Source organism: Streptomyces ochraceiscleroticus (assembly GCF_000720485.1).
Taxonomy (GTDB): Bacteria; Actinomycetota; Actinomycetes; order Streptomycetales; family Streptomycetaceae; genus Streptomyces; species Streptomyces ochraceiscleroticus.
This window is the reverse complement of record NZ_JOAX01000020.1, coordinates 250,851-272,845: the sequence shown is the minus strand read 5'-3', so window position 1 is coordinate 272,845 and position 21,995 is coordinate 250,851. Positions and strand designations below refer to the sequence as shown.

The 21,995-nt window shown below is 73.3% G+C and carries 18 protein-coding genes; 9 read left to right on the top strand and 9 right to left on the bottom strand.

The features are described from left to right. Positions 1-59: 59 nt before the first annotated feature. Both IG84_RS0124445 and zapE read right to left on the bottom strand, forming a co-directional pair. Positions 60-1,421, bottom strand: a complete 1,362-nt coding sequence (locus tag IG84_RS0124445) for an alkaline phosphatase PhoX (RefSeq protein WP_031061211.1) — start codon at positions 1,419-1,421, stop codon at positions 60-62. A gap of 138 nt (positions 1,422-1,559) precedes the next feature. Continuing rightward, the gene (gene zapE / locus IG84_RS0124440) at positions 1,560-2,639 is read right to left on the bottom strand and encodes a cell division protein ZapE (RefSeq protein ID WP_031061208.1); all 1,080 of its coding nucleotides are present in this window, start codon (positions 2,637-2,639) and stop codon (positions 1,560-1,562) included. A gap of 129 nt (positions 2,640-2,768) precedes the next feature. Here zapE and IG84_RS0124435 point away from each other — a divergent pair, with 129 nt between their 5' ends. Together IG84_RS0124435 and IG84_RS0124430 are read left to right on the top strand one after the other, a co-directional pair. After that, on the top strand, positions 2,769-3,623 hold the full coding sequence (locus tag IG84_RS0124435; protein ID WP_031061205.1) for a pyrimidine reductase family protein: 855 nt from the start codon (positions 2,769-2,771) through the stop codon (positions 3,621-3,623). A 166-nt stretch (positions 3,624-3,789) separates the two neighbouring features. Beyond that, entirely contained in the window at positions 3,790-4,281 is a 492-nt protein-coding gene (locus IG84_RS0124430; RefSeq protein ID WP_078649297.1) for an indole-3-glycerol phosphate synthase, read from the top strand. Positions 4,282-4,299: 18 nt separating this feature from the next. Here IG84_RS0124430 and IG84_RS0124425 read toward each other — a convergent pair whose 3' ends face one another. Together IG84_RS0124425 and IG84_RS0124420 are read right to left on the bottom strand one after the other, a co-directional pair. Beyond that, on the bottom strand, positions 4,300-4,986 hold the full coding sequence (locus IG84_RS0124425; protein ID WP_031061201.1) for an ABC transporter ATP-binding protein: 687 nt from the start codon (positions 4,984-4,986) through the stop codon (positions 4,300-4,302). 52 nt (positions 4,987-5,038) lie between these two features. Next, positions 5,039-6,133: an ABC transporter permease gene (locus tag IG84_RS0124420; protein WP_031061199.1), complete on the bottom strand. Its 1,095-nt coding sequence runs from the start codon at positions 6,131-6,133 to the stop codon at positions 5,039-5,041. A gap of 184 nt (positions 6,134-6,317) precedes the next feature. Between IG84_RS0124420 and IG84_RS0124415 the strand changes: the two genes are divergently transcribed. The 4 genes from IG84_RS0124415 (at position 6,318) to msrB (ending at position 10,257) form a co-directional block, all read left to right on the top strand. Then, positions 6,318-7,565: a sensor histidine kinase gene (locus tag IG84_RS0124415; protein ID WP_031061196.1), complete on the top strand. Its 1,248-nt coding sequence runs from the start codon at positions 6,318-6,320 to the stop codon at positions 7,563-7,565. Further along, complete coding sequence (locus IG84_RS0124410; RefSeq protein WP_051862318.1) at positions 7,562-8,242, top strand: response regulator; 681 nt, start codon at positions 7,562-7,564, stop codon at positions 8,240-8,242. Before IG84_RS0124415 ends, IG84_RS0124410 begins: the two co-directional genes overlap by 4 nt. A gap of 177 nt (positions 8,243-8,419) precedes the next feature. Beyond that, on the top strand, positions 8,420-9,817 hold the full coding sequence (gene murC / locus IG84_RS0124405) for a UDP-N-acetylmuramate--L-alanine ligase (RefSeq protein ID WP_031061190.1): 1,398 nt from the start codon (positions 8,420-8,422) through the stop codon (positions 9,815-9,817). Between the two features lie 29 nt (positions 9,818-9,846). Beyond that, complete coding sequence (gene msrB / locus IG84_RS0124400) at positions 9,847-10,257, top strand: peptide-methionine (R)-S-oxide reductase MsrB (protein ID WP_031061186.1); 411 nt, start codon at positions 9,847-9,849, stop codon at positions 10,255-10,257. Between the two features lie 163 nt (positions 10,258-10,420). Here msrB and IG84_RS0124395 read toward each other — a convergent pair whose 3' ends face one another. Then, a complete protein-coding gene (locus IG84_RS0124395) occupies positions 10,421-11,494 on the bottom strand; it encodes an ATP-dependent DNA ligase (RefSeq protein ID WP_031061183.1) in 1,074 nt (357 codons plus the stop codon). 74 nt (positions 11,495-11,568) lie between these two features. Between IG84_RS0124395 and ligD the strand changes: the two genes are divergently transcribed. After that, entirely contained in the window at positions 11,569-12,606 is a 1,038-nt protein-coding gene (gene ligD / locus IG84_RS0124390; protein ID WP_051862317.1) for a non-homologous end-joining DNA ligase, read from the top strand. Between the two features lie 85 nt (positions 12,607-12,691). Here the strand turns inward: ligD and IG84_RS0124385 are convergent, their stop codons facing one another. Beyond that, on the bottom strand, positions 12,692-14,212 hold the full coding sequence (locus tag IG84_RS0124385) for a PucR family transcriptional regulator (RefSeq protein ID WP_425424061.1): 1,521 nt from the start codon (positions 14,210-14,212) through the stop codon (positions 12,692-12,694). Between the two features lie 171 nt (positions 14,213-14,383). On the opposite strand from IG84_RS0124385, the gene IG84_RS0124380 reads away from it, so the two are divergent. Beyond that, entirely contained in the window at positions 14,384-15,856 is a 1,473-nt protein-coding gene (locus IG84_RS0124380; RefSeq protein WP_031061174.1) for a purine-cytosine permease family protein, read from the top strand. On the opposite strand, the gene treZ is transcribed toward IG84_RS0124380, so the two are convergent. Beyond that, positions 15,846-17,615 carry a malto-oligosyltrehalose trehalohydrolase gene (gene treZ, locus IG84_RS0124375; RefSeq protein WP_037800795.1) on the bottom strand — a complete coding sequence of 590 codons (1,770 nt, stop codon included), beginning with the start codon at positions 17,613-17,615 and terminating at the stop codon, positions 15,846-15,848. The two genes, IG84_RS0124380 and treZ, sit on opposite strands and share 11 nt — an antisense overlap. 70 nt (positions 17,616-17,685) lie before the next feature. After that, a complete protein-coding gene (locus IG84_RS0124370) occupies positions 17,686-18,603 on the bottom strand; it encodes a GNAT family N-acetyltransferase (RefSeq protein WP_031061168.1) in 918 nt (305 codons plus the stop codon). A gap of 258 nt (positions 18,604-18,861) precedes the next feature. Between IG84_RS0124370 and IG84_RS0124365 the strand changes: the two genes are divergently transcribed. Continuing rightward, positions 18,862-19,407: an FHA domain-containing protein gene (locus IG84_RS0124365; protein WP_031061166.1), complete on the top strand. Its 546-nt coding sequence runs from the start codon at positions 18,862-18,864 to the stop codon at positions 19,405-19,407. Here IG84_RS0124365 and treY read toward each other — a convergent pair. Further along, on the bottom strand, positions 19,394-21,949 hold the full coding sequence (gene treY / locus IG84_RS0124360; RefSeq protein WP_031061165.1) for a malto-oligosyltrehalose synthase: 2,556 nt from the start codon (positions 21,947-21,949) through the stop codon (positions 19,394-19,396). The two genes, IG84_RS0124365 and treY, sit on opposite strands and share 14 nt — an antisense overlap. Between the last annotated feature and the right edge of the window lie 46 nt (positions 21,950-21,995).

The following is a 21,995-nucleotide window of genomic DNA, read 5'->3' as shown; positions in this document are numbered from 1 at the left end:
AGACGGTGCGCGCGCTCAGCCTCGAAGGGCCGCTCGGCCCCGAAGGGCGGTGATCACGGTCAGAAGGGCCCCGTCACGGCGAACGTCGTCCCCGGCGTGTAGCAGTTCACGTACATCGTGCGCCCGTCCGGCGCGAAGGTGACGCCCGCGAACTCGCCCCACTCCGGCTTCTCCGGCGTCCCGATGTTCTGCCGGCCGCGCGCCATCGGGTACACCGCGCCCTTCCGGGTCAGCCCGAAGACGTGCTGCGCGCCGTCCCCGTCCTCGCACACCATCAGGCCGCCGCTGGGGGCCAGGCAGATGTTGTCGGGGGACTCACCGGGGAGCTGCAGATCGCTGTCCGGGCCGAAGACGACCACCAGCGTGAGAGAGTGCCGCTTCGGGTCGTACCGCCACACCTGCCCGTAGTGGTCGGCGGCCGAGCCCTCGTCCCGGTGCGCGAAGCTGGACACGAAGTACACGCAGGAGCCGCCCCAGTAGCAGCCCTCCAGCTTCTGGGCGTGCGTGATGCCCTTCGTACCGAAGTCCTGGAAGCGGATGGGCGTCTGCTTCGCGAGCGGGTCCGGGACGTCCACCCACTCGATGCGGTCGAACGTCGCGCCCGTCTCCTTGATGGCGGAGAGGTCCTTCACCCCCGGTACGCGCATCGCCTGCAGCCGGCCGCCCGCGCGCAGTGAACCGGTGCCGCCCAGCGGCTTGTTCGGGTGGAAGCGGTAGAAGAGCCCGAACGGCTTCTCGAACGCGTCCTCGGTCTCGTAGACCGTGCCGTCCCGGGGGTCGACCGCGATCGCCTCGTGCTGGAAGCGGCCCATGTCCGTGAGGGGCACGGCCCCGGTGCGCCGCGGGTCGTACGGATCGACCTCGAAGATGAAGCCGTGGTCCTTGGTGTAACCCTCCTCGCCCGCCTTGAACTCGGTCTCCTCGCAGGTCAGCCAGGTGTTCCAAGGGGTGGGGCCGCCGGCGCAGTTGGTGGAGGTACCGGCGATGGCGACCCGCTCGGAGACCACCTCGTTGTGCGCGTCGACCTCGATGGCCGTACAGCCGCCCTCGCCCATCGGGTCGTAGGTGATACCGGGCACGGTGGGCACGGCGGAGCGGGACTTGCGGCGGTTCTCGTGGTTGCGCACCAGGTGGGTGTGGCCCCGGCGGCCGCGGAAGGCCGCCATGCCGTCGCAGTTGCTCGGTACCTTGCCCTCACCGGAGAGCAGCGGGGAGCCCTCCCGGGACAGCACCTTGTAGCGGAAGCCCTTCGGGAGGTCGAGCAGGCCGTCCGGGTCGGGAACCAGCGGTCCGTAGCCGTCCGGGCCCGTCGACTGGGCAACAGCGGTACCGGCGAAGATCTCCGAGACGGCGCCGGAGAAGGCGATTCCCGCCCCCACCGCGCCGGTTCTTGCAAGGATCTGACGTCGTGTTGCGGACATGAAGCAACTCCCTGCTGGCGGACAGGTGATGTGACCGGATGTGTGTACCACGTCACAGGGCCGCCGGGAACCACGCGCGTAGAGGTGTGGTGACAAGCCGTGGCGGGGGCTCTGGCGCCCTGGCAGGGGCGCCGGGGGCTACTTCTCCGTGAGCTGCTTCGCGTCGCGTGCCAGCGCCGTCAGGCGCGATATCGCGCGGAAGTACTTCTTGCGGTAGCCGCCCTTGAGCATCTCCTCGCTGAACAGCTCATCGAACGGCTTGCCGGACGCCAGCACCGGCACCTCGCGGTCGTAGAGCCGGTCGGCCAGCACTACGAGGCGCAGCGCCGTGGACTGGTCCGGCACCGCCTGTACGTCCGTGAGGCAGACCGCCCGGATGTCGTCGCACATCCCGCCGTACCGGCTCGGGTGCACCTTCGAGAGGTGGTCCAGCAGCCCGGGGAAGTCGTCGAGCGAGGCGCCGGGCGTGGCGTACGCGACCCGGGTGACGGTCTCGTCGTCGAAGGGCGCCGGGGCCTCGGGCAGCCCGCGGTGGCGGTAGTCCTCGCCATCGATGCGCAGCGGCCGGAAGTGCGCGCTCAGGCCCTGGATCTCGCGCAGGAAGTCGGCGGCGGCGAAGCGGCCCTCACCGAGCTTGCCCGGGAGCGTGTTCGACGTGGCCGCCAGTGCCACGCCGTGCTCGACCAGCTTGGCCAGCAGGGAGGAGACCAGCACCGTGTCGCCGGGGTCGTCCAGCTCGAACTCGTCGATGCACAGCAGGCGGTGACCGCTGAGGGTGCGCACCGTCTCCTGGAAGCCGAGCGCGCCGACCAGGTTGGTCAGCTCCACGAAGGTGCCGAACGCCTTGAGCTCCGGTGCGGCGGGCGTGGCGTGCCACAGGGACGCCAGCAGGTGGGTCTTGCCGACGCCGTAGCCGCCGTCCAGATAGACGCCGCGCGGGCCCTGGGGCGCAGCGGGCTTCTTCGAGAACCAGCGCCGCTTGCCGCTCGAGGAGCTCGCGCTGCCCCCGATGCTTGCCGCGAAGGAGCTGAGCACCTGTACGGCCTCGGCCTGGCTGGGCTGCGAAGGGTCCGGGATGTAGGTCTCGAAGCGCGCGCTCTGGAAGCGCGGCGGCGGCACCATCTCCGCGACCAGCCGGTCGGCGGGGACGTGCGGGGCGCGCGCGGTGAGCGCGGCCGGGGCCGCGTCGTCCGAGGGACCGGCGGCCTGGCCGGTTATCGGAGCGGGCTGCGAGGGCGACGAGGGCGTGGAAGGTGACACAGCGCTCCAGCGTAGTCGCTGCACGGCACGGGCCGGACCGCTGAGCGAGGCATGTCACACGGCCGTCTCCGTGCCACACTGCGGCCTATGCGACGTCTGTTCCCCTCTCCCGCCCCGTCCGCGCCGTCCGGAAACGCACCCTCCCAAGGAACCTCCGGTGAAGCGGTGTCGCCGCCGCCGGACGGGTACCGGGAGTGGATGGAAGACCGGGAATGGACCTTGGACGAGCTGGCGGAGGCATACGCGTATCCGGAGGCAGCGGCCGGCACGGAGGCGTCCCACGGCTGGCTGCGGGCCAACATGGTGTCCTCGGTGGACGGCGCCGCGCACCATGAGGGCCGCTCGCACCCCCTCTCGAGCGACGCCGACATGCGGATCTTCGGTGTGCTGCGCGGGCTGGCCGACGCGGTGATCGCCGGCGCCGAGACGGTGCGCCAGGAGGGGTACCGGCCGGCCAGGGCGCGCGAGGCGTTCGCCGCGCGGCGGGCGGCGGCCGGGCAGGGGCCCGCGCCGGCCATCGCCGTGGTGAGCGCGAGCCTGGACCTGGACTTCTCGCTGCCCCTCTTCACGCAGCCGCTGGTGCCCACGGTCCTGCTGACCGGCGCGGCCGCCGACGAGGACCGGGTGAAGGCCGCGCGGGCGGCCGGTGCCCAGGTGGTCTTCGTCGGGGAGGGCGCGGCGGTGGACCCCGCACGGGTGACTGGCGCGCTCGCGGACCTGGGGCTGACCCGGCTGCTCACGGAGGGCGGGCCGCGGCTGCTCGGCCAGTTCGCCGCGGCGGGCGCGCTGGACGAGCTGTGCCTGTCGCTCGCGCCGCTGGTGACGGTGGGGGACGCGCCGCGGATCATGAACGCGCCCGGCCTGGCGGTACCGGAACGGTTCCGGCTCGCGTCCGTACTGGAGGACGACGGATTCCTGTTCACCCGGTACCGCCGCCCATGAACCGTTTCACCGCACCTCCCGGGCGTTCGGCGGAATTTCTCGTTCCGCTTAGCTTCCAGTGGGCACACTGAAGGAACGAAAGCCCCGTCCTGCGACGGGGAAGGATGGTTTCTGTCGGACCACCGCTCCGCGGCGGTCCATGAAGCGGAGAAGAAGGGCGCGCGTCGTGTTCACGAGCGTATTGATGATCGAGAAGCCTCTGTCGCCCGCGGACGTGGAGTTCGTCACCACGCTGCACGGCAACGATGAGGTCTCCTTCGTCGTCCTCATGCAGCCGCGCGGCGAGCAGGACGTGCTGCTGCGGGCCATCGACGACGTAGCCCTCGGGGAGTTCGACGAGGCCGTGCGGGAGGGGGACGAGCCCGAGGGCGCGCAGGCGGAGCCGCCCGCGGAGCGGGCCCTGTCGCACACCCTGCAGCAGCTTCGGGGCGCGGGCGCCGAGGCCATCGGCCAGGTGGTCGAGGATCATCCGCTGGACCTGCTGCGGTCGGTCGTCGACCAGACGGGCGCGGACGAGGTGATCGTGCTGACCGCCCCGCACTTCGTCGAGGAGTTCTTCCACCGCGACTGGGCCTCCCGCGCCCGCCACAAGGTCGGCGTGCCGGTACTGAAGCTGTTCGCACACGCGCCGGGCGAGCCGGCGGGGGAGGCGGGCTAGGAGCCCTCGGAGCCGCTGTCAGGCGCCCGTCGGCGCCCCCGCGCCGACCCGCCCGTCCCGTACCTCCACGACCGCGTCCACCGCGCCCAGGTGCGACCGGTCGTGCGTGACGAGGACGGTCGCCGTGGCCCGCCGGTGGGTGAGCGTGGTCAGCAGGTCCAGAACGGCCGCGCCGCGCTCCTGGTCCAGCGCGCTGGTCGGCTCGTCGACCAGCAGGACGGCCGGGTCGTTCATCAGCGCCCGCGCGATGTTGATGCGCTGCCGCTGGCCGCCCGAGAGCTGGTGCGGCCGGCGGTCCGCCTGCCCGGCGAGCCCCACGGCGGCCAGCAGCTCCTTCGCCCGCGGCGCGGCCTTACGGGGCGAGCGCCCGTCCAGGTGGGCCATCGCCTGCAACTGCTCGGCGGCGGTCAGCGAGGGGAGCAGGTTGGGCTGCTGGAAGACCATGCCGACCTTGTCGCGGCGGAGCGCGGTCAGCCGCGCCCGGCTCATCCCGGTGGTGTCGACGCCGTCGATCGTGACGGTGCCGCGGTCCGGGGTGATCAGGGTGGCGGCCACGGCCAGCAGGCTGGACTTCCCCGACCCCGAGGGGCCGAGTACCGCGGTCATGGTGCCGGCGGGCACGTGCAGCGACACCTTGTCCAGCGCGGTCAGCCGGGAGCCGCCGTCGGGGTAGGTGAGGGTCACATCGGTCAGATCGAGGCTCATCGGGTGCTCCACGGGGCGGTCGGCGCGGTACGGGGACGGCGGTGGCGGCGCGTCATCGGGCGCTGCCCAGGGCCGTCAGCGGGTCCACGGAGGTGATACGGCGGATGGACAGCGCGGCGCCCACCGCACCCAGCGCGATCATGATCAGCGCGGGGACCAGCACGGTGGCCGGCTCCAGCACGAAGGGCACGGTGCCGCCGACCGCAGCCCCCACCCCGGCGGCGAGCGCGGTGCCCAGGCCCGTACCGAGGACCAGCAGGACGACTGCCTGACCGAGCGCGTCCTTCAGGAGGTAGCGGGTCGAGGCGCCGAGCGCCTTCAGTACGGCCACGTCGCCGCTGCGCTGGATCGTCCACACGGTGAAGAACGCGCCGATGACCAGCGCCGAGATGGCGAAGAGGAAGCCGCGCATCAGTTGCAGCGAGCCGTTCTCCGCGGTGAAGGACCCGATCGCCTGCAGGGCGTCGGCGGAGCTCACCGTCTTCGTGCCCAGCTCTTTGTCGGCGGCCGTGAGCGCGCCGGCCCCCGCGTCCTCGGTGGTCAGCGCGAGGACGGTCGAGCCGCCCGTACCGCGCGCGGCGGCCGGACCGCCGCCCACCCGCTGCCAGTCGTCCAGCGAGGTCCACACCACGGGCGTGTGGCTGTACATCGCCTCGCCCGACACGGCGGCGACCCGCAGCCGCTGCCCGGCCAGCGTGAAGCGGTCCCCGGCCCGTACGCCCAGCTCGTCGGCGGCCTTCTCGGAGAGCACGGCGGCGCCGTGCGCGATCACCCGGGATTCCGGTGCCAGCCCGGAGCCGGGGCGTACCCCGAAGGCGGACAGCGCCGCGTTACGGGGCCCCGACTCGGCCTTCGTGGTGGCGATGCCCAGCGGCTCGGCCCGGTCCACCCCGGGCACTCCGGCCCAGCGTTCCGCGGTCTTCGCACTGAGGTGCGAGTCGGTGAACGACACGTCGTCGCCCTGCGCCGGCGCGGAGAAGACGAGGTGGTCGGCGGGGAGCGAGGCGACCGCCGAGGTGTTCTCTCGGCCGAGGCCCGCCGTCAGGCCGGACAGCAGCCCCACCAGCACGGTGATCAGCACGATGACGGTCCCCATCAGGGCGAACCGCCCCTTGGCGAACCTCAGGTCCCTCCAGGCGACGAACACGGCCTCGGAGCTCCTTTGCGTACGGTGCCGGGCCGGTGCCCGGCGGCTGCTCCCAAACCTCGCGGCAATGGGGTGCGCCGGGCATCGCGCCGAGGACGGCTTCCCCGGTATCGAAAGGCCGCCGACCCGGTCAACCTTTCGGTTGATGCCGCCCTGTGGGGCTCCGCATAGCCTTGAAGCTGTCGTGAACCCGCACTCCCTCACCCCCGTTCTCCGGGTGCTGCGCCTGTGCCTGCACCTGATGGTCGCCGCACTGCTGGCCCTCGCCACGATCAGGGCGGCCGCCGAGCACGCGCCCGACACACCGGGCGTCATCGGAGCGGCCGTCGTGCTCGCCTTCGTATACGCACTGGGGCCCGTCCTCCCGAAGGTGTCCGCCGCCCCCGTGGCCGCCGCCCTCTGGCTCGCCGCCGTACTGGCCGTATGGGCCCTGCTGGTGCTGCTCACCCCGGACGGCGTCTGGCTCGCCTTCCCGCTCTTCTTCGTGCAGCTTCATCTGCTGCCCCTGAGGTGGGCGCTGCCCCTCGTAGCGGTCACCACCGCCGTGGCCGTCGGCGGCTTCGGGTGGCACGCCCGTACCCTCACCGTCGGTACAGTCCTCGGGCCCGCCCTCGGGGCGGCCGTCGCGGTCGCCGTCGTCCTCGGGTACCAGGCGCTGTACCGGGAGAGCGAGCAGCGGCGCCGCCTCATCGAGGAGCTGACCGCGGCCCGCAGCGACCTGGCCGCAGCCGAACGCACCGCCGGCGTCCTGGCCGAGCGCGAACGCCTCGCCCGCGAGATCCACGACACCCTCGCCCAGGGCCTGTCCAGCATCCAGCTCCTGCTGCGGGCCGCGGAACGGGCCCTGCCCGACCGTCCCGACGGCGCGCTCGGCCACGTACGGCACGCCCGCGAGGCCGCCGTCGACAACCTCGCCGAGGCCCGCCGCTTCGTACGCGCGCTCAGCCCGCCCGGCCTGGAACACGGCTCGCTGCCCGCCGCCCTCGAGCGCCTGTGCGCCACCACGGCGCGTACCAGCGGCCTCGCCGTGCACTGCCACGTGTCCGGTACGCCCGCCGAACTGCCCACCCCGCAGGAGGTCGCCCTGCTGCGCATCGCCCAGTCCGCACTGGCCAACACCGTGCAGCACGCCGCGGCGGGCCGGGCCGAGCTGACCCTCAGCTACATGGACACCGAGGTCGCCCTCGATGTCGTCGACGATGGCACCGGGTTCCGGCCGTCCGAGGTCCCGGCCCCGGGCACGGACTCCACCGGCTCCGGTTTCGGCCTCGCCGCGATGCGCGCCCGGGCCCGCGCCCTGCACGGCACCCTCGTGGTCGAATCGGCACCGGGGGAGGGCACGGCCGTCGCGGTCACCCTGCCCACGGCCGCCACAGTCAGCACGGCCCCTGGGGCCGCGACCCCCACCCGACTCCCGGAACAGGCCCCGTGACCGACACCCCGCAGACCAGCGACCGCGCCCCGGAGGACGACGCCCCCGAAGGCCGCATCCGGCTCCTCCTGGCCGACGACCATCCCGTGGTACGCGCCGGGCTGCGGGCCGTCCTGGAGACGGAGCCGGACTTCGAGGTCGTCGCCGACGTGCCCACGGCGGAGGAGTCCGTGGCGCTCGCGGCGCGGCCCGGTGTCGACGTGGTCCTCATGGACCTCCAGTTCGGCGGCGAGATGCGCGGCCCGCAGGCCACCGCCGAGATCACCGCCCGGGACGGCGCGCCCCGCGTGCTGGTGCTCACCACGTACGACACCGACGCCGACATCCTCGCGGCCATCGAGGCCGGCGCCACCGGCTACCTCCTCAAGGACGCGCCGCCCGAAGAGCTGGCCGCCGCCGTCCGCACCGCCGCCGCCGGGAAGTCCGCGCTCGCGCCCGCCGTCGCGCTCCGCCTGATGGACCGGATGCGCACGCCCGCCGCCGCTCTCTCGCGCCGCGAGACCGAGGTGCTCCAGCTCGTCGCCGACGGCCTGTCCAACGCGCAGATCAGCAAGCGGCTCTTCCTCAGCCAGGCGACCGTGAAGTCCCACCTCGTGCACATTTACACCAAGCTCGAGGTCGACTCCCGTACGTCGGCCGTCGCGGCGGCGACGGCACAGGGACTGATCCGGCGCTGAGGCGGTGCGCCGAAGCGGTGCGCCGGCATGGCGCGGGGCGGCCGGGCGACCGGCCGTGGCCGGGATTGTCAGTGCGGGGTGCGAGAATCATGACCGCCCCGACAGACTGACCGGCGAGCGCCGGCCGACCGTCCGAGCAGACCGTCCAGCAGACCGACCGACCAGGGAGACGTCACGATGGCACCCGGCATCCCCGCCGCGATGGACCGACCGCACTTCATCGGCATCGGCGGCGCCGGCATGTCCGGCATCGCGAAGATCCTTGCGCAGCGCGGCGCCGCCGTCGCGGGCAGCGACTCCAAGGAGTCGGCGACCGTGCTGGCCCTGCGCGAGGCCGGTGCCACGGTCCATATCGGCCACGCCGCCGAGCACCTCGCCGCCGACGCCACCAGCGTCGTCGTCTCCTCCGCCATCCGCGCGGACAACCCCGAGCTGGCCGCCGCCGCCGAGCGCGGCATCCCGGTCGTGCACCGCTCCGACGCCCTCGCCGCCCTGATGGACGGCGCGCGCCCGATCGCCGTCGCCGGCACGCACGGCAAGACGACCACCACGTCCATGCTGGCCGTCGCCCTGACCACCCTTGGCCTGGAGCCCTCGTACGCCATCGGCGGCGACCTCGACGCGCCCGGCTCCAACGCCCACCACGGCACCGGCGACATCTTCGTGGCCGAGGCGGACGAGAGCGACCGCAGCTTCCACAAGTACGCGCCCGACGTCGCGATCGTCCTCAACGTCGAGCTGGACCACCACGCGAACTACGCCTCGATGGACGAGATCTACGAGTCCTTCGAGACCTTCGTGGGCAAGGTGCGCCCCGGCGGCACCCTCGTGATCTCCGCGGACCACGCCGGTGCCCGCGAGCTGACCACCCGCGTCCGCGGCCGCGCCGACCTCACGGTCGTCACGTACGGCGAGGCGGACGACGCCGGCCTGCGCGTCCTCGACATCACCCCGCGCGGCCTGACCAGCGAGGTCACCGCGCTGCTCCCCACCGGCGAGGAGCTGGCCTTCACGGTCTCGGTCCCCGGCCGGCACTACGCGCTGAACGCCACCGCTGCCCTGGCCGCCGCCACGGCCCTCGGCATCGCGCCCGCCGACCTCGCCGCGGCGCTCCCCTCGTACACCGGCGTCAAGCGCCGCCTCCAGCTCAAGGGCGAGGCCAAGGGCGTCCAGGTCATCGACTCGTACGCGCACCACCCGACGGAGATGACCGCCGACCTCGAAGCGATCCGGGGCGCCGCCGCCGACTCCCGCGTCCTCGTCGTCTTCCAGCCGCACCTCTTCTCCCGCACCCAGGAGCTGGGCCGGGAGATGGGCCAGGCGCTCGCCCTCGCCGACGCCTCCGTGGTCCTGGACATCTACCCGGCCCGCGAGGACCCGATCCCCGGCGTGACCAGCGACCTGATCATCAAGGCGGCCGAGGCCGCCGGCGCGACGGTCACCGCCGAGCACGACAAGTCCGCGGTTCCCGACGTCGTCGCCGGAATGGCGGGCCCCGGCGACCTTGTTCTCACCATGGGAGCGGGCGACGTGACCGAGCTGGGCCCCGACATCCTCGCCCGCCTCGACGCCTGACCCAGTACGCCGGCCCGAAGGAGCGAGAGATGGCCTACGAGATCGACAAGCCCGACGAGCAGTGGCGCGCCGAGCTGACCCCCGCGGAGTACCACGTCCTCCGCGAGGCCGGCACCGAGCCCGCCTTCGTCGGCGAGTACACCGACACGGAGACCGCCGGCGTCTACTCCTGCCGCGCCTGCGGCGCCGAACTCTTCCGCTCGGACACGAAGTTCGCCAGCCACTGCGGCTGGCCGTCCTTCTACGACCCCAAGGACACCGACGCCGTCGAGCTGATCGAGGACCGCTCCCACGGCATGGTCCGCACCGAGGTCCGCTGCTCCCGCTGCGGCTCCCACCTCGGCCACGTCTTCGAGGGCGAGGGCTACCCCACCCCCACCGACCAGCGCTACTGCATCAACTCCATCTCCCTGCGCCTGGCTCCGGACGAGGAGGGCTGAGCGCCCCGCCGGCCTGCTCCGAGCCGGGCGCTGCTGCCCCGTGACGCTCATGGCCGTTCCCGCTGTTCGCTACGGCTGATCTCGTCTTGGCGGGGACGGTGGCCGTAAGGGCGCCGGGAGCAGGGGAGTCGCGGAACAGCGGCAGCACATCCCTGACGGCGCTTCAGTCCACCCTTCGGGTCAGCACCCTCCCCAGGTCGTACCGCACCGGCTCCTCCAGTTGTGCGTACGTGCAGCTCTCCGGATCGCGGTCCGGGCGCCAGCGGCGGAACTGGGCGGTGTGCCGGAAGCGCTGCCCGTTCTCCATGTGGTCGTACGCCACCTCCAGCACCCGCTCCGGGCGCAGTGGTACCCAGGACAGGTCCTTCTTGCCGCTCCAGCGGCTGGGCGCGCCGGGCAGCCGCGCCGACTCGTGCGCCTCCTCCTCCGCCCAGTGCGCCCAGGGATGGCCCGCCGCCGACTCCATGCGCAGCGGCTCCAGCTCGGCCACCAGCTCCTCGCGCCGCTTCATGGAGAACGCGGCGCAGACCCCCACGTGCTGCAGCGCGCCGGCCGCGTCGTACAGGCCGAGCAGCAGCGAGCCGACCACCGGGCCGCTCTTGTGGAAGCGGAAGCCGGCGAGCACGCAGTCCGCCGTGCGCTCGTGCTTGATCTTGACCATGACCCGCTCGTTCTGGCGGTACGGCATGTCCAGCGGCTTGGCGATCACGCCGTCCAGGCCGGCACCCTCGTACTCCGTGAACCACTCGGCGGCGAGCGCGGCGTCCGTGGTGGCGGGCGCGAGATGGACCGGCGCCTCGGCGCCCTGCAGGGCCTCCGTCAACCGGGCGCGCCGCTCCTTCTGGGGCGCGCGGAGCAGCGCTTCATTGTCCAGCGCCAGCAGGTCGAACGCGACGAAGCCCGCGGGGGTCCGCTCGGCGAGCAGGTCGACCCGGGACTTGGCGGGGTGGATCCGCTCGGTGAGCGCGTCGAAGTCCAGCCGGTCGCCGCGCGCGATCACGATCTCGCCGTCCAGCACGCAGCGCTCGGGCACATTGAGGCGCAGCGCCTCGACCAGCTCGGGGAAGTAGCGGGTGAGCGGCTTGCCGGTGCGGCTGCCGAGCTCGATCTCGTTGCCGTCCCGGTAGACGATGGCCCGGAAACCGTCCCATTTGGCCTCGTACTGCATGCCGGACGGGATCTTCGCCGCCGGCTTGGCCAGCATCGGCTTCACGGGCGGCATCACCGGGAGATCCATATCCTGATTGTGCGCGTACACCCCTTACGTCGCCCGACGAGCGCGCCCGGCCGTGCGCCCTTACCGTGGCGCCCATGAGCGGTACAGACGGTGCCAAAGGCTCAGGCGGTGCGGCAGAGGAGATCGAGGTCGGCGGCCGTGCCGTACGGCTGTCCCACCCGGACAAGGTCTATTTCCCGGAGCGCGGCTTCACGAAGCGGGACCTGGCGCAGTACTACGTGGCCGTCGCCGACGGCATCACCCGGGCACTGCACGACCGGCCGACGACCCTGGAGCGGTATCCGGACGGGGTCACCGGCGAGTCGTTCTTCCAGAAGCGCGCCCCGAAGAACCGCCCCGACTGGCTGCCGACCGCCCACATCACCTTCCCCAGCGGCCGCTCGGCCGACGAGATCTGCCCCACCGAGCCCGCCGCCGTCCTCTGGGCGGCGAACCTGGGCTGCGTCACCTTCCACCCCTGGCCGGTCCGCCGCGGCCGGCCCGACCACCCCGACGAGCTGCGCATCGACCTCGACCCGCAGCCGGGCACCGGCTACGCGGACGCCGTACGGGCCGCCCACGCGCTGCACGCCCTCCTGGACGAGCTGGGCCTACGGGGCTGGCCGAAGACCTCCGGGGGCCGCGGCCTGCACGTCTACGTACCGATCGCGCCGCGCTGGACGTTCACCGAGGTGCGGCGCGCGGCCATCACCGTGGGGCGCGAGCTGGCCCGCCGGATGCCGGACCAGGTGACGACGGCCTGGTGGAAGGAGGAGCGCGGCGCCCGGATCTTCGTCGACTACAACCAGATGGCGCGCGATCGCACCATCGCCTCCGCCTATTCGGTACGGCCGAACCCGCGTGCCACGGTGTCCGCGCCGCTGCGCTGGGAGGAGCTGGACGACGCCGAGCCGGCCGACTTCGACCTGGCCACGATGTCGGCCCGCTTCGCGGAACGGGGCGATGTGCACGCCGATATGGCCGAGGAGAGCTTCGGGCTGGAGTCCGTGTTCGAGCTGGCCGACCGCGCCGAGCACGACGGCCTCGGCGATCTGCCCTATCCGCCCGACCACCCGAAGATGCCGGGCGAGCCCACCCGGGTCCAGCCGAGCCGCGCCCGCCACAAGGGCTGACGCCCGCCATCCATACGCCGTCCAGCGCGCCCGCGCGCCCTGCCAGCGCCCGTACGCCCGCGCGCCACACCCCCGCGCCCGCTTGTCACACCCGCCCCCCACGCCGGATCCTCGTCGCCAGCCACAGGTCGAAGCGGTCGTCCGCGTCGTCGAGGCGGCGGCCGGTGAGGGTCATGGCCTTGTCGAGGCGGTTGCGGACGGTGTGGCGGTGGACGCCGAGGCGGCGGCTGGTGGTGTCCCAGGAGCCGCCGGTCTCCAGCCAGGCGGCCAGTGTGGCGATCAGCTCCTCGCCGTTGTCGGCGAGGTCCAGCGGACTCAGGACGGCGTCCGCGTAGCCGAGGAGGGTGCGCCGGTCGCCGAGCTCCAGGAGCAGCCGACTGGCCTGGCTCTCGCGTGCTTCGACCGGCGCGCCCGAACTCCGGCTCAGGCCCAGGAGCCCGGCTGCCTGCCGCAGGGAGGCCCGTACGGCCTCGGGGGCGGCCGGCGGGCCGAGGCCGGCGGGACAGCCCGGTGTGAAGCGGCCCAGCACGTCCCGTACGTCCAGCTCCTCGGCGACCACCGCCTCGACGAGGCCGCCCTCGGTGACCCGCACCAGTCCGCCCGGGATGGCGAGGGCGAGGTCGGCGGCCGCCTCCTGGGCGGACTCCGGGGGCGCCTCGACCACGACGCCGCGCACCCGGTCGGTGGCCAGCCCGACCGAGGCGAGGATGTCCTGGGCGCGCCCCGCGGCCCGCTCCTGCCCCCCCTCGGGCTCGGCGAGCAGCTCCGAGAGGAGCGCGGAGCGCCGGCGCCGCTCCGGCTCGTCCATCAGGTGGCGCCGCTCCAGCTCCAGGGAGAGCAGGGAGACCAGACCGGGGACGACGGCGCGGGCCGAGGCGTCGGGGCCGCCGCTGAGGAGGAGCAGGCCGCGCAGCCGGCGGGCGCCCAGCGGCTGCACTTCGAGTTGCTGACCGCCGGCCGTACTGGCCGCGCTGCCGCGCAGCCCCCGGGAGGCCACCCGGTCGATGAGGTCGCGGGCGCTGTCCAGTACGGACTCGGCGTCCGGCCCGCCCGAGGCGAGCAGCCGCCCCAGGGGGTCGAGGACCGCGGCCCCTACCCCGGTGGCCGCCGTCCACTCCTCCAGCATCGGGCGCAGCCCGTTGTCCGTGGCCGCCGCGGTCAGCCGCCGCTGGGTCGCGAAGGCCCGCTGCAGGACCTGCCGCTCCTCATGGGCGCGCGCCTCGAAGACGGCCTTCGTGACGGCGATGAACGGCACCTCGTCCGGGACGGTGAGCAGCGGCAGGCCGGCCTCCTGCGCCGCGTCCACCAGGGGCTGCGGCGCCGCCTGGTACGGGAGACCGTGCCCGAGGCCGAGCGCCAGGGCCGCCGCGCCGCCCGCCGCCACGTCGGCGACGTACGCGCGGCAGGCGGCGGGCTCCATCGGCAGCAGCAGCCCGATGGTCATCAGCAGCTCGCCGCCCTGCAGCCACTCGCCGGGATGCAGCAGGTCGGAGACGGTGGCGGCGTCGATGGTGCGGTCCAGCAGCCCGGGCGCGGGGTCGCCGGTGACCGAGAGGTTCAGGTCCGGGCGCGCCAGGAGATCGGTGAGGTACAGCGGCATAGACATAGTGTCCATCACATATCTATCGGATGGACGATCGGGCGATCGAAGCGGCTCCGAACGGGCCCGTAGGTTCACACCACCGCGCTCACCCCCGGGCCGCACCACCCCCGCAGGCCCCCACCGTCCCCGTACTACGGCCCCCCAGCCGATCAACGCACCACCCGAGGAGGACCCATGGCTGCCGCCCCCAGGGTCATCGAACAACGATCGATCGACTATGTGCCCGTGCGCGAGCGCCACGGCAAGGTCTGGCACCAGGGGCCGTTCTGGTTCACCGGGAACTTCGTGCTCACCACGATGGTCACCGGCTTCCTGGGCCCCGAGCTGGGCCTGAGCCTGGGCATGTCCGTGCTGGCCGTCGTGCTCGGTGCCTGTTTCGGCACCTTCTTCATGGCGTTCCACGCCAACCAGGGCCCCCGGATGGGCCTGCCGCAGATGATCCAGTCGCGCGCCCAGTTCGGCACCCGCGGCGCGATCGTGCCCTTCGCCGCCGTCGTCTTCGTGTACGTCGGCTTCAACGTCTTCAATGTGGTGCTGGCCACGGAGGGGCTGCAGACGGTCCTGCCCGGCGGCACCACCCTCTGGTACGCCTTGATCATCGCCCTCGCGATCGTCCTCGCGGTCGTCGGCCACGACCTGCTGCACCTCGTGCAGCGCTGGCTGACGTACGTACTGATCGCCGTCTTCGGCGTGCTCACCATCGGGGCGTTCGTTCAGCTCGACCCGGGTACCGCGCACGCCGCCGCGTCCGGTGGCGGCTCGACGTGGACCTCCTTCCTGGTCGTCTTCTCCGCCGCGGCCGGCTACCAGATCAGCTACGCGATCTACGTCTCGGACTACTCCCGCTACCTGCCGAAGGACGTCCCGGCCCGCAAGGTCATCTGGTGGACCTACGCCGGCGCGGCCGGCTCCGCAGTCTGGCTGATGTCGCTCGGCGCGCTGCTGTCCTCCGCGCTGCCCGAGCCGGGTGCGATCACCGGTATCCGCCAGGTCGGCAACGACATCCTGCCCGGCTTCGGCACCTTCGCCGTGGTGGTCTCCTCCATCGCCCTGATCGGCATCACGGCCGTCAACGCGTACGGCGCGATGCTCACCACCACCAGCGCCGTGGACGCCTTCCGGACGGTCAAGCCGACCGTCCGGCTGCGGGTCGCCGGCATCGCAGCGGTCGGCGTCGTCATCTTTACCGTCGCCATGCTGCTCCCGGAGAACTACCTGGAGAGCTTCAACACCTTCGTGCTGATGATGCTGTACTTCCTGGTGCCGTGGACCGCGGTCAACCTGGTGGACTTCTACTGCGTGCGGCGCGGCCACTACGCGGTCACCGCGATCTTCGACTCGAACGGCGGCATCTACGGCCGCTGGTCCTGGCGCGGCATCGTCTCCTACGCCGTCGGCTTCCTCACGATGATCCCGTTCTTCGCCACCCACGCCTACGAAGGCCCGGCCGCCAAGGCCCTGGGCGGCGCGGACCTCTCCTTCGTGCCCGGCCTGATCATCGGCGGCGGGCTGTACTACCTGCTCAACCGCAACCTCGACCTGGCCGCCGAGCAGGCCGCGGTCGAGGCGAGCGAGCGCGAGCTGGACGGCGAGCCGGCGGAGGACGACCCCGCGTCCGCCGCCGCTCCGGAGGCCGTCACGCCCTGAGCACCGCCACCTCAGCGGGCTCCAGCCGCAGCAGGCCGTCCGCGCCCCGTTCCGGGGGCGTCGGGCGGCCTGCGAGCGTCTGTGCGCCCTCGTACGGCAGCGGGACCGCGGCCGTACGCGAGGGGTGCAGATTCACCGCGAGGTGCACGCTCCCCGGGCCTTCGGGCGTCAGCCGGTCCAGCCGCAGCCACCGCGCCTCCTCGTCGTACTCCACGCGCGTACGGGCCAGGTCCGGGTCCGTGAGGGCCGGGAGCTCGCAACGGAGCGCGAGGAGCGTGCGGTACCAGTCGAGCAACTCCGCGTGCGGCGCGCGCCCCGGTTCACTCCAGTCCAGGCAGGAACGTTCCCGGGTGGCCGGGTCCTGCGGATCGGGGATCTCCTCGGCCTGCCACCCGTGCGCGGCGAACTCCCGCCGCCGCCCGTTGCGTACCGCCTCCGCCAGCTCCGGATCGGTGTGGTCGGTGAAGAACTGCCAGGGCGTGCCCGCGCCCCACTCCTCGCCCATGAAGAGCATCGGTGTGTACGGGGCGCACAGCACGAGTGCGGCGGCGCATGCCTGAAGGCCGGGGGAAAGCTGCGCCGAGAGGCGGTCGCCGAGCGCGCGGTTCCCGATCTGGTCGTGCGTCTGCGTGTAGCCGAGCAATCGGTGTGCGGGGGTGGCGGGTATGTCGAGCGGCGCGCCGTGCCTGCGCTCCCGGAAGCTGGAGTACGTACCGGCGTGGAAGAAGCCGCTGGTCAGCGTGGTCGCGAGGGCCGCCATCGGAGCCCGCGCGAAGTCGGCGTAGTAGCCCTGGGCCTCGCCGGTGAGCGCGGCGTGCAGGGCGTGGTGGAAGTCGTCGTTCCACTGTGCGTGCAGGCCGTGGCCCCCGTAGGGGCGCGGCGCCGTCGTCCGCGGATCATTGAGGTCGGACTCGGCAATCAGGAACAGCGGGCGGCGCAGTTGTGCGCCGAGCGCGTCCACCGCCTCCGACAGCTCGGCGAGGAAGTGCCGGGCCCGGGTGTCGTGCAGCGCGTGCACGGCATCCAGACGCAGCCCGTCGATCCGGTAGTCGCGCAGCCAGGACAGCGCGCTCCCTATGAAGTACGCACGGACCTCGTCCGACCCCGGGGCGTCGAGGTTGACGGCGGCGCCCCAGGGCGTGTGGTGGGTGTCGGTGAAGTACGGCCCGAAGGCGGGCAGGTGGTTGCCGTACGGGCCGAGGTGGTTGTGCACGACGTCCAGGACGACGCCGAGCCCGAGGCCGTGCGCGGCGTCCACGAAGCGCTTCAGCCCGTCCGGGCCCCCGTACGGCTCGTGCACCGCCCACGGGGCGATGCCCTCGTACCCCCAGCCGTGCGTACCGGGGAACGGGCAGACCGGCATCACCTCGATGTGCGTGATGCCGAGCTCCTTCAGATGCGGCAGCCGCTCGACGGCCGTATCGAACGTGCCCCCGGGGGTGAACGTCCCGATGTGCAGCTCGTAGAGGACCGCGCCGGGCAGCCCGCGGCCCGGCCAGTCGTGCCGCCAGGCGTACCGGGCGTGGTCCACGACCGCGGCCGGGCCGCCGGGGCCGTCCGGCAGCCGGGCCGCGCGCGGGTCGGGCAGCGGCTCACCGCCGTCCAGCCGGAAGGCATACCGGTCCCCGTGGCCGGCCGGGACCTCGGCCCGCCACCAGCCGGGGCGCGCGGAGCCGGAGCCGCACTCCATGGGAACGGTCCGGTCTTCCTGTACGAGCTCCACCCGACCGGCGTCCGGTGCCCACACCTCGAAGAGCACGTGGCCTCTCCCTCCTCGTCACACCACCGCGACGCGCCCCCGTGGGCACCGACGCGCCTGCGTGCTGCGCCTACCCGTCGAAGAAAGCACGCTCCTGGGTGACGGGGTACCCCGCCTTGGCGAATGCCGCCGCCATTGGGGTGTTGTGCTGGTCCGTCTCGGCGACGATCCGGTCCACGCCGAGCGCGGCCAGATGGCGCGTGCAGTCGGCCAGCAGGTCGTACCCGTAGCCGTGGCCGCGCTGCGCCGGGACGACGCCGATGAACCCCACGACGGGCGACGTGTGGTTGCGTGCCGGGACGTGCAGCCCGACGACCTCCCCCTCGGGCGTGTACGCCACCCGCCACCAGTCGCGCGGCGACGGGCACCAGTGGAAGAACTCCAGCTCCTCCCGGGCGGCCTGCTCCACACCGCCCGCGGCGACGGCCCGCCGGGCGTGCGCGTCGAGCGAATCGCGCTCCACCTGGCACAGCACGTCCAGGATCACCTCGTCGTCCGGCTCCGGCCGGAAGACCAGCCGCCCCGGGTCCGCGGGCACGCCGCACTCGGGGGTCCAGACGTACTGGAAGCGCTCGACCATCGGGCGCAGCCCGGCGGCCCGTACGACGTCCATCCGGGCCTCTGCGGCGGCCCGCACCTCGCGCTGCGCACGCCAGCCGGGCGGTAGCAGCAGGACGTATTCCGCCGCCAGCGGCGCGGCCCGCAGCAGCTCGGCCGCCGCGGCGGCCTCGCCGGGCGCGAAGTCCAGCCGGTCCAGGGCGATCGGGCGGGTGTCGTCCGGACCGGCCCACCATGCGGCGCGCGCCACGACGACGCCGTCGCGCAGCGCGACCCACGTCCATTCGGGGCGGTACACGCCGCCGGCCGCGACCGTGGCGTACGGCCGGCCGAAACGGTCGTGCCCCAGCAGTGGGGCCGTGGGGTCGTGCAAAGTGTGGAAAAGATGCGCGTCGCCTTCGGTGAGCGCGCGGATGACCAGGTCGGTCATGGGTGTACGAGTCCTCTCGGAGGCACGCTCCCGACGCCCGTCAGCGTATGCGGCGGGCGGCGCCGGAGCGCGCGAACAGATCATTGGCCGTGCCGTACATGCCGTTCCGCCTCCTTCCGCTCGCCCCACCGGCCCGCCTGTCGCGGGCCGTTCGCGTGTCCGCACAGTAACCGCCCATCCGTGCGCGGCGCGAGCGAATTTCCGGTGCCCCGGGTGCTGCCTGGACAGAAGGCCGGAACTCGCCGGACAATCGGCGGCATGACATCGCTCGAATTCCCGGCGCGACCGGCCCGCTTGTCGGATGCCGAGCGGGATCGCGCGCTGGCGCTGCTGCGCGAGGGTGCGGCCGACGGGCGGCTGTCCCAGGACACCTTTCTGCGCCGCCTGGAGCTGGTGCTCACCGCACGGCACCGCAGCGAACTGGACAAAGCCACTGGCGACTTGGCCACGCGTGGCCGCTTCGAGGGCGCCGTGCTGCGCGCGGTGGGCAAGGCGTCCGCCTTCCACCTCATGGTCCGCAGGGCATGGCGCACGGAGCGCCTCCCCAAGCTGCTGCTGCCGGACCCCGGGCCGTTCCCCCTCCTGATAGGCCGCGCCCCGGGTGCGGGCCTGCGCCTGAACGACGACACGGTCTCCCGTTCCCACGCCCAGCTCCGCACCTCGGGCGACGTCTGGCTGCTGCGCGACCTCGGCTCCATGAACGGCACGTTCGTCAACGGCCGTCGCGTCCTCGGCGAGGTCGCCGTCAACCCCGGTGATCACGTCAACTTCGGCAGCGTGGCCTACGTGCTCACGGGGCGCTGAGGACCAGAAGGGCCACCGGCCACCGGTCCAGGAGGGCGGCCAGCGGGACCGTGGGGCCTTCGAAGTCGCGGCCGGTGAGCAGGTCCCGCCAGGTCGCAGACGCCGCGCCGGGGAGCTGGAGGGTGGCCGTGTGCCAGCCGCCGGACTCGGCGAGGCGGAGCGAGAGCCGGGTGGCCACGGTCACCGCGCGGTCGGCGCGGGCGAAGGCCACGCAGTGGCCGTCCGGATCGCCGGCGGCCTGCAGCGACCGGTACGCGCCCTGCGGGCCGAACCACTCCGGGTGCGCCCGGCGCAGCCGCAGCGCCGCCGCGGTCAGCCGCAGCTTCTCGGCGGAGAGCCCCGACGTGCCGTCCGGGGCGCCGGCCGGGCCGCCGCCCTCCCCGCCGCCGTCCACATCGGCCAGGAACTCCGGTGAGAAGCGCGCGGGGGCGCGGTTGTCCGGGTCGACGAGTGCCAAGTACTCGTGCTCCGTGCCCTGGTAGAGGTCGGGCACGCCCGGCATCGTGAGGTGCAGCAGCGCGGCGCCGAGCACGTTGGCGCGGATGAAGGGGGCCAGCTCGTCGGCGAACGCGGTCAGTTCGGCGGCGGCCGCGGGACTGCACGGGCCCGCCCGCAGGAATTCCGTGACCGACTCCTCGTACCACGTGTTCTGTTCGGTCCACGTGGTGTGCAGCCCGGCCTCCCGCACGGCCTTCAGGACAGCCGGCGCGAGCCGCTCGAAGGGGATGCCGTCGCCCGCCGGCCCCGGGGCGACCGCTGCTCCACAGGAGGGGACGTGGAGGTCCGCCGCGCCAGGAAGGGGCGCGGTGGTGCCCGCCAGTCCGAACGCCGTCTGCCAGGCCGTCCACGCCATCTGCGGATCGGGTTCGATGCCGTCCATCGTGCGGGCCGTGCACGCGTTCAGCCGGGTCACCACCTCGCGCCAGCCTTCGGGGCACTCGCTGACGGCGGCGAGGCGGGCCCGGACGTCGGCGCTGCGCTTGGTGTCGTGGGTGGACAGCACCGTTCCGGACGCCGGCCAGGACTCCTGCAGACGGGCGCAGAAGGCGTGGAACGCCGCCACCGGGACCGCGGGCGCACCGGGGTCGCCGCCGACCTCACAGGCGGACAGCAGCGGCGCGTACCGGTAGAACGCGCGGTCCTCCACCGACTTGGCGTGCAGCGCGGAGGCGGTCTGCGCGAAGCGGGCGGCGAAGTCGTCGTGGTCCGCGCTGTCGCCCCCGGAGCCGTCACGCAGCCGGCCCAGCGCGAGGTCGCGCACGAGCGCCACGGAACGGGCCTCCTCGCGTACTTCGAAGGCGGCCGCCGCACCCTCGGCGGCCGCCGCCAGCATCGCTGCGTCCCGTTCCGCGCACCACGGGTCGTGCGCGTACGGGCGGTACACCGGGAGCCGTACGAGTAGTTCGTGCAGGGCGCGGCGCAGGGCCCACGGCGCGTGGTCGCCGTGGTGCGGCGCGCGCTCGCTGATGCGCGCCGCCGTACGCACCAATCGGTCGACCTCCGCCGACAGCTCGTGGGTGACGACTTCGTACGCGGCCTGCCGTACCGTTTCCTCCCAGTCGCCGCCGCGGTCGGCCAGCGGTGCGACGGCGTCACGGTAGACCCCGAAGAGCCGGTCGACGCCCTCCGGGCACACGAAGAGCCCGTCAATGTGGCGCAGCGCGTCGTAGCCCGTGGTGCCCGCGCAGGCCCAGCTCTCCGGAAGCCGTTCGTCCCCGGTGAGGATCTTCTCGACCACCGTCCAGCGCCCGCCCGTGGCCTGCCGCAGCCGTGCCAGATAGCCCGCGGGGTCCGCGAGCCCGTCCGGGTGGTCGATGCGCAGCCCGTCGATCACGCCGTCCTCGACGAGCCGCAGCACCGTGGCGTGCGTCGCGCGGAAGACCTCGGGGTCCTCGACGCGGACCGCGATCAGCTCGGAGATGGTGAAGAAACGCCGGTAGTTCAGCTCGGTGCGGGCCAGCCGCCACCAGGAGAGCCGGTACCACTGCGCATCCAGGAGCTGCGGGAGCGGCAGCCGCTCGGTACCGGGACGGATGGGGAACGCGTGTTCGTGATAGCGCAGCACATCCCCCTCGACGCGCATCCGGGGCAGCTCGTCGGCCAGCCGCCCGCCCAGTACGGGCATCAGCAGCCGCCCGCCGTGCCCGCCCTCCCAGTCGATGTCGAACCAGCGGGCGCAGGGCGAGGCGGGTCCGTCCCGCAGAACGGACCACAGCGGCCCGTTCAAGGAGGCGGGGGCCGGCCGGGCCATGTGGTTGGGCACCAGGTCCACCACGAGCCGCAGGCCGTTCGCCGCGGCCGTCCGGGACAGCGCGCGCAGCCCCTCCTCGCCGCCCAGCTCGGCGCGCACCACGGAGTGGTCGACCACGTCGTAGCCGTGCGTCGACCCGGGGACGGCGCCGAGCACGGGGGAGAGGTGCAGGTGCGAGACGCCCAGGGCCGCGAGGTACGGCACGGCCTTCTCGGCCGCGGCGAACGGGAAGTCCGGCTGGAGCTGCAGCCGGTAGGTGGCGGTGGGCGGCGCGCTGAATTCGGGCGTCATGGGGACACACGTACCCGCGCGGTGCCTTGTTGCTTCATCCGATCGG

Excerpts from the sequence above, each read along its gene's own strand:
- IG84_RS0124435 (WP_031061205.1), top strand. The coding sequence starts at position 2,769 with ATGCGACGTCTGTTCCCCTCTCCCGCCCCGTCCGCGCCGTCCGGAAAC.
- IG84_RS0124370 (WP_031061168.1), bottom strand. The coding sequence starts at position 18,603 with ATGACCGACCTGGTCATCCGCGCGCTCACCGAAGGCGACGCGCATCTT.
- IG84_RS0124395 (WP_031061183.1), bottom strand. The coding sequence starts at position 11,494 with ATGGATCTCCCGGTGATGCCGCCCGTGAAGCCGATGCTGGCCAAGCCG.
- IG84_RS0124385 (WP_425424061.1), bottom strand. The coding sequence starts at position 14,212 with ATGTCTATGCCGCTGTACCTCACCGATCTCCTGGCGCGCCCGGACCTG.
- IG84_RS0124365 (WP_031061166.1), top strand. The coding sequence starts at position 18,862 with ATGACATCGCTCGAATTCCCGGCGCGACCGGCCCGCTTGTCGGATGCC.
- msrB (WP_031061186.1), top strand. The coding sequence starts at position 9,847 with ATGGCCTACGAGATCGACAAGCCCGACGAGCAGTGGCGCGCCGAGCTG.
- ligD (WP_051862317.1), top strand. The coding sequence starts at position 11,569 with ATGAGCGGTACAGACGGTGCCAAAGGCTCAGGCGGTGCGGCAGAGGAG.
- treY (WP_031061165.1), bottom strand. The coding sequence starts at position 21,949 with ATGACGCCCGAATTCAGCGCGCCGCCCACCGCCACCTACCGGCTGCAG.
- IG84_RS0124380 (WP_031061174.1), top strand. The coding sequence starts at position 14,384 with ATGGCTGCCGCCCCCAGGGTCATCGAACAACGATCGATCGACTATGTG.
- murC (WP_031061190.1), top strand. The coding sequence starts at position 8,420 with ATGGCACCCGGCATCCCCGCCGCGATGGACCGACCGCACTTCATCGGC.
- IG84_RS0124445 (WP_031061211.1), bottom strand. The coding sequence starts at position 1,421 with ATGTCCGCAACACGACGTCAGATCCTTGCAAGAACCGGCGCGGTGGGG.
- IG84_RS0124425 (WP_031061201.1), bottom strand. The coding sequence starts at position 4,986 with ATGAGCCTCGATCTGACCGATGTGACCCTCACCTACCCCGACGGCGGC.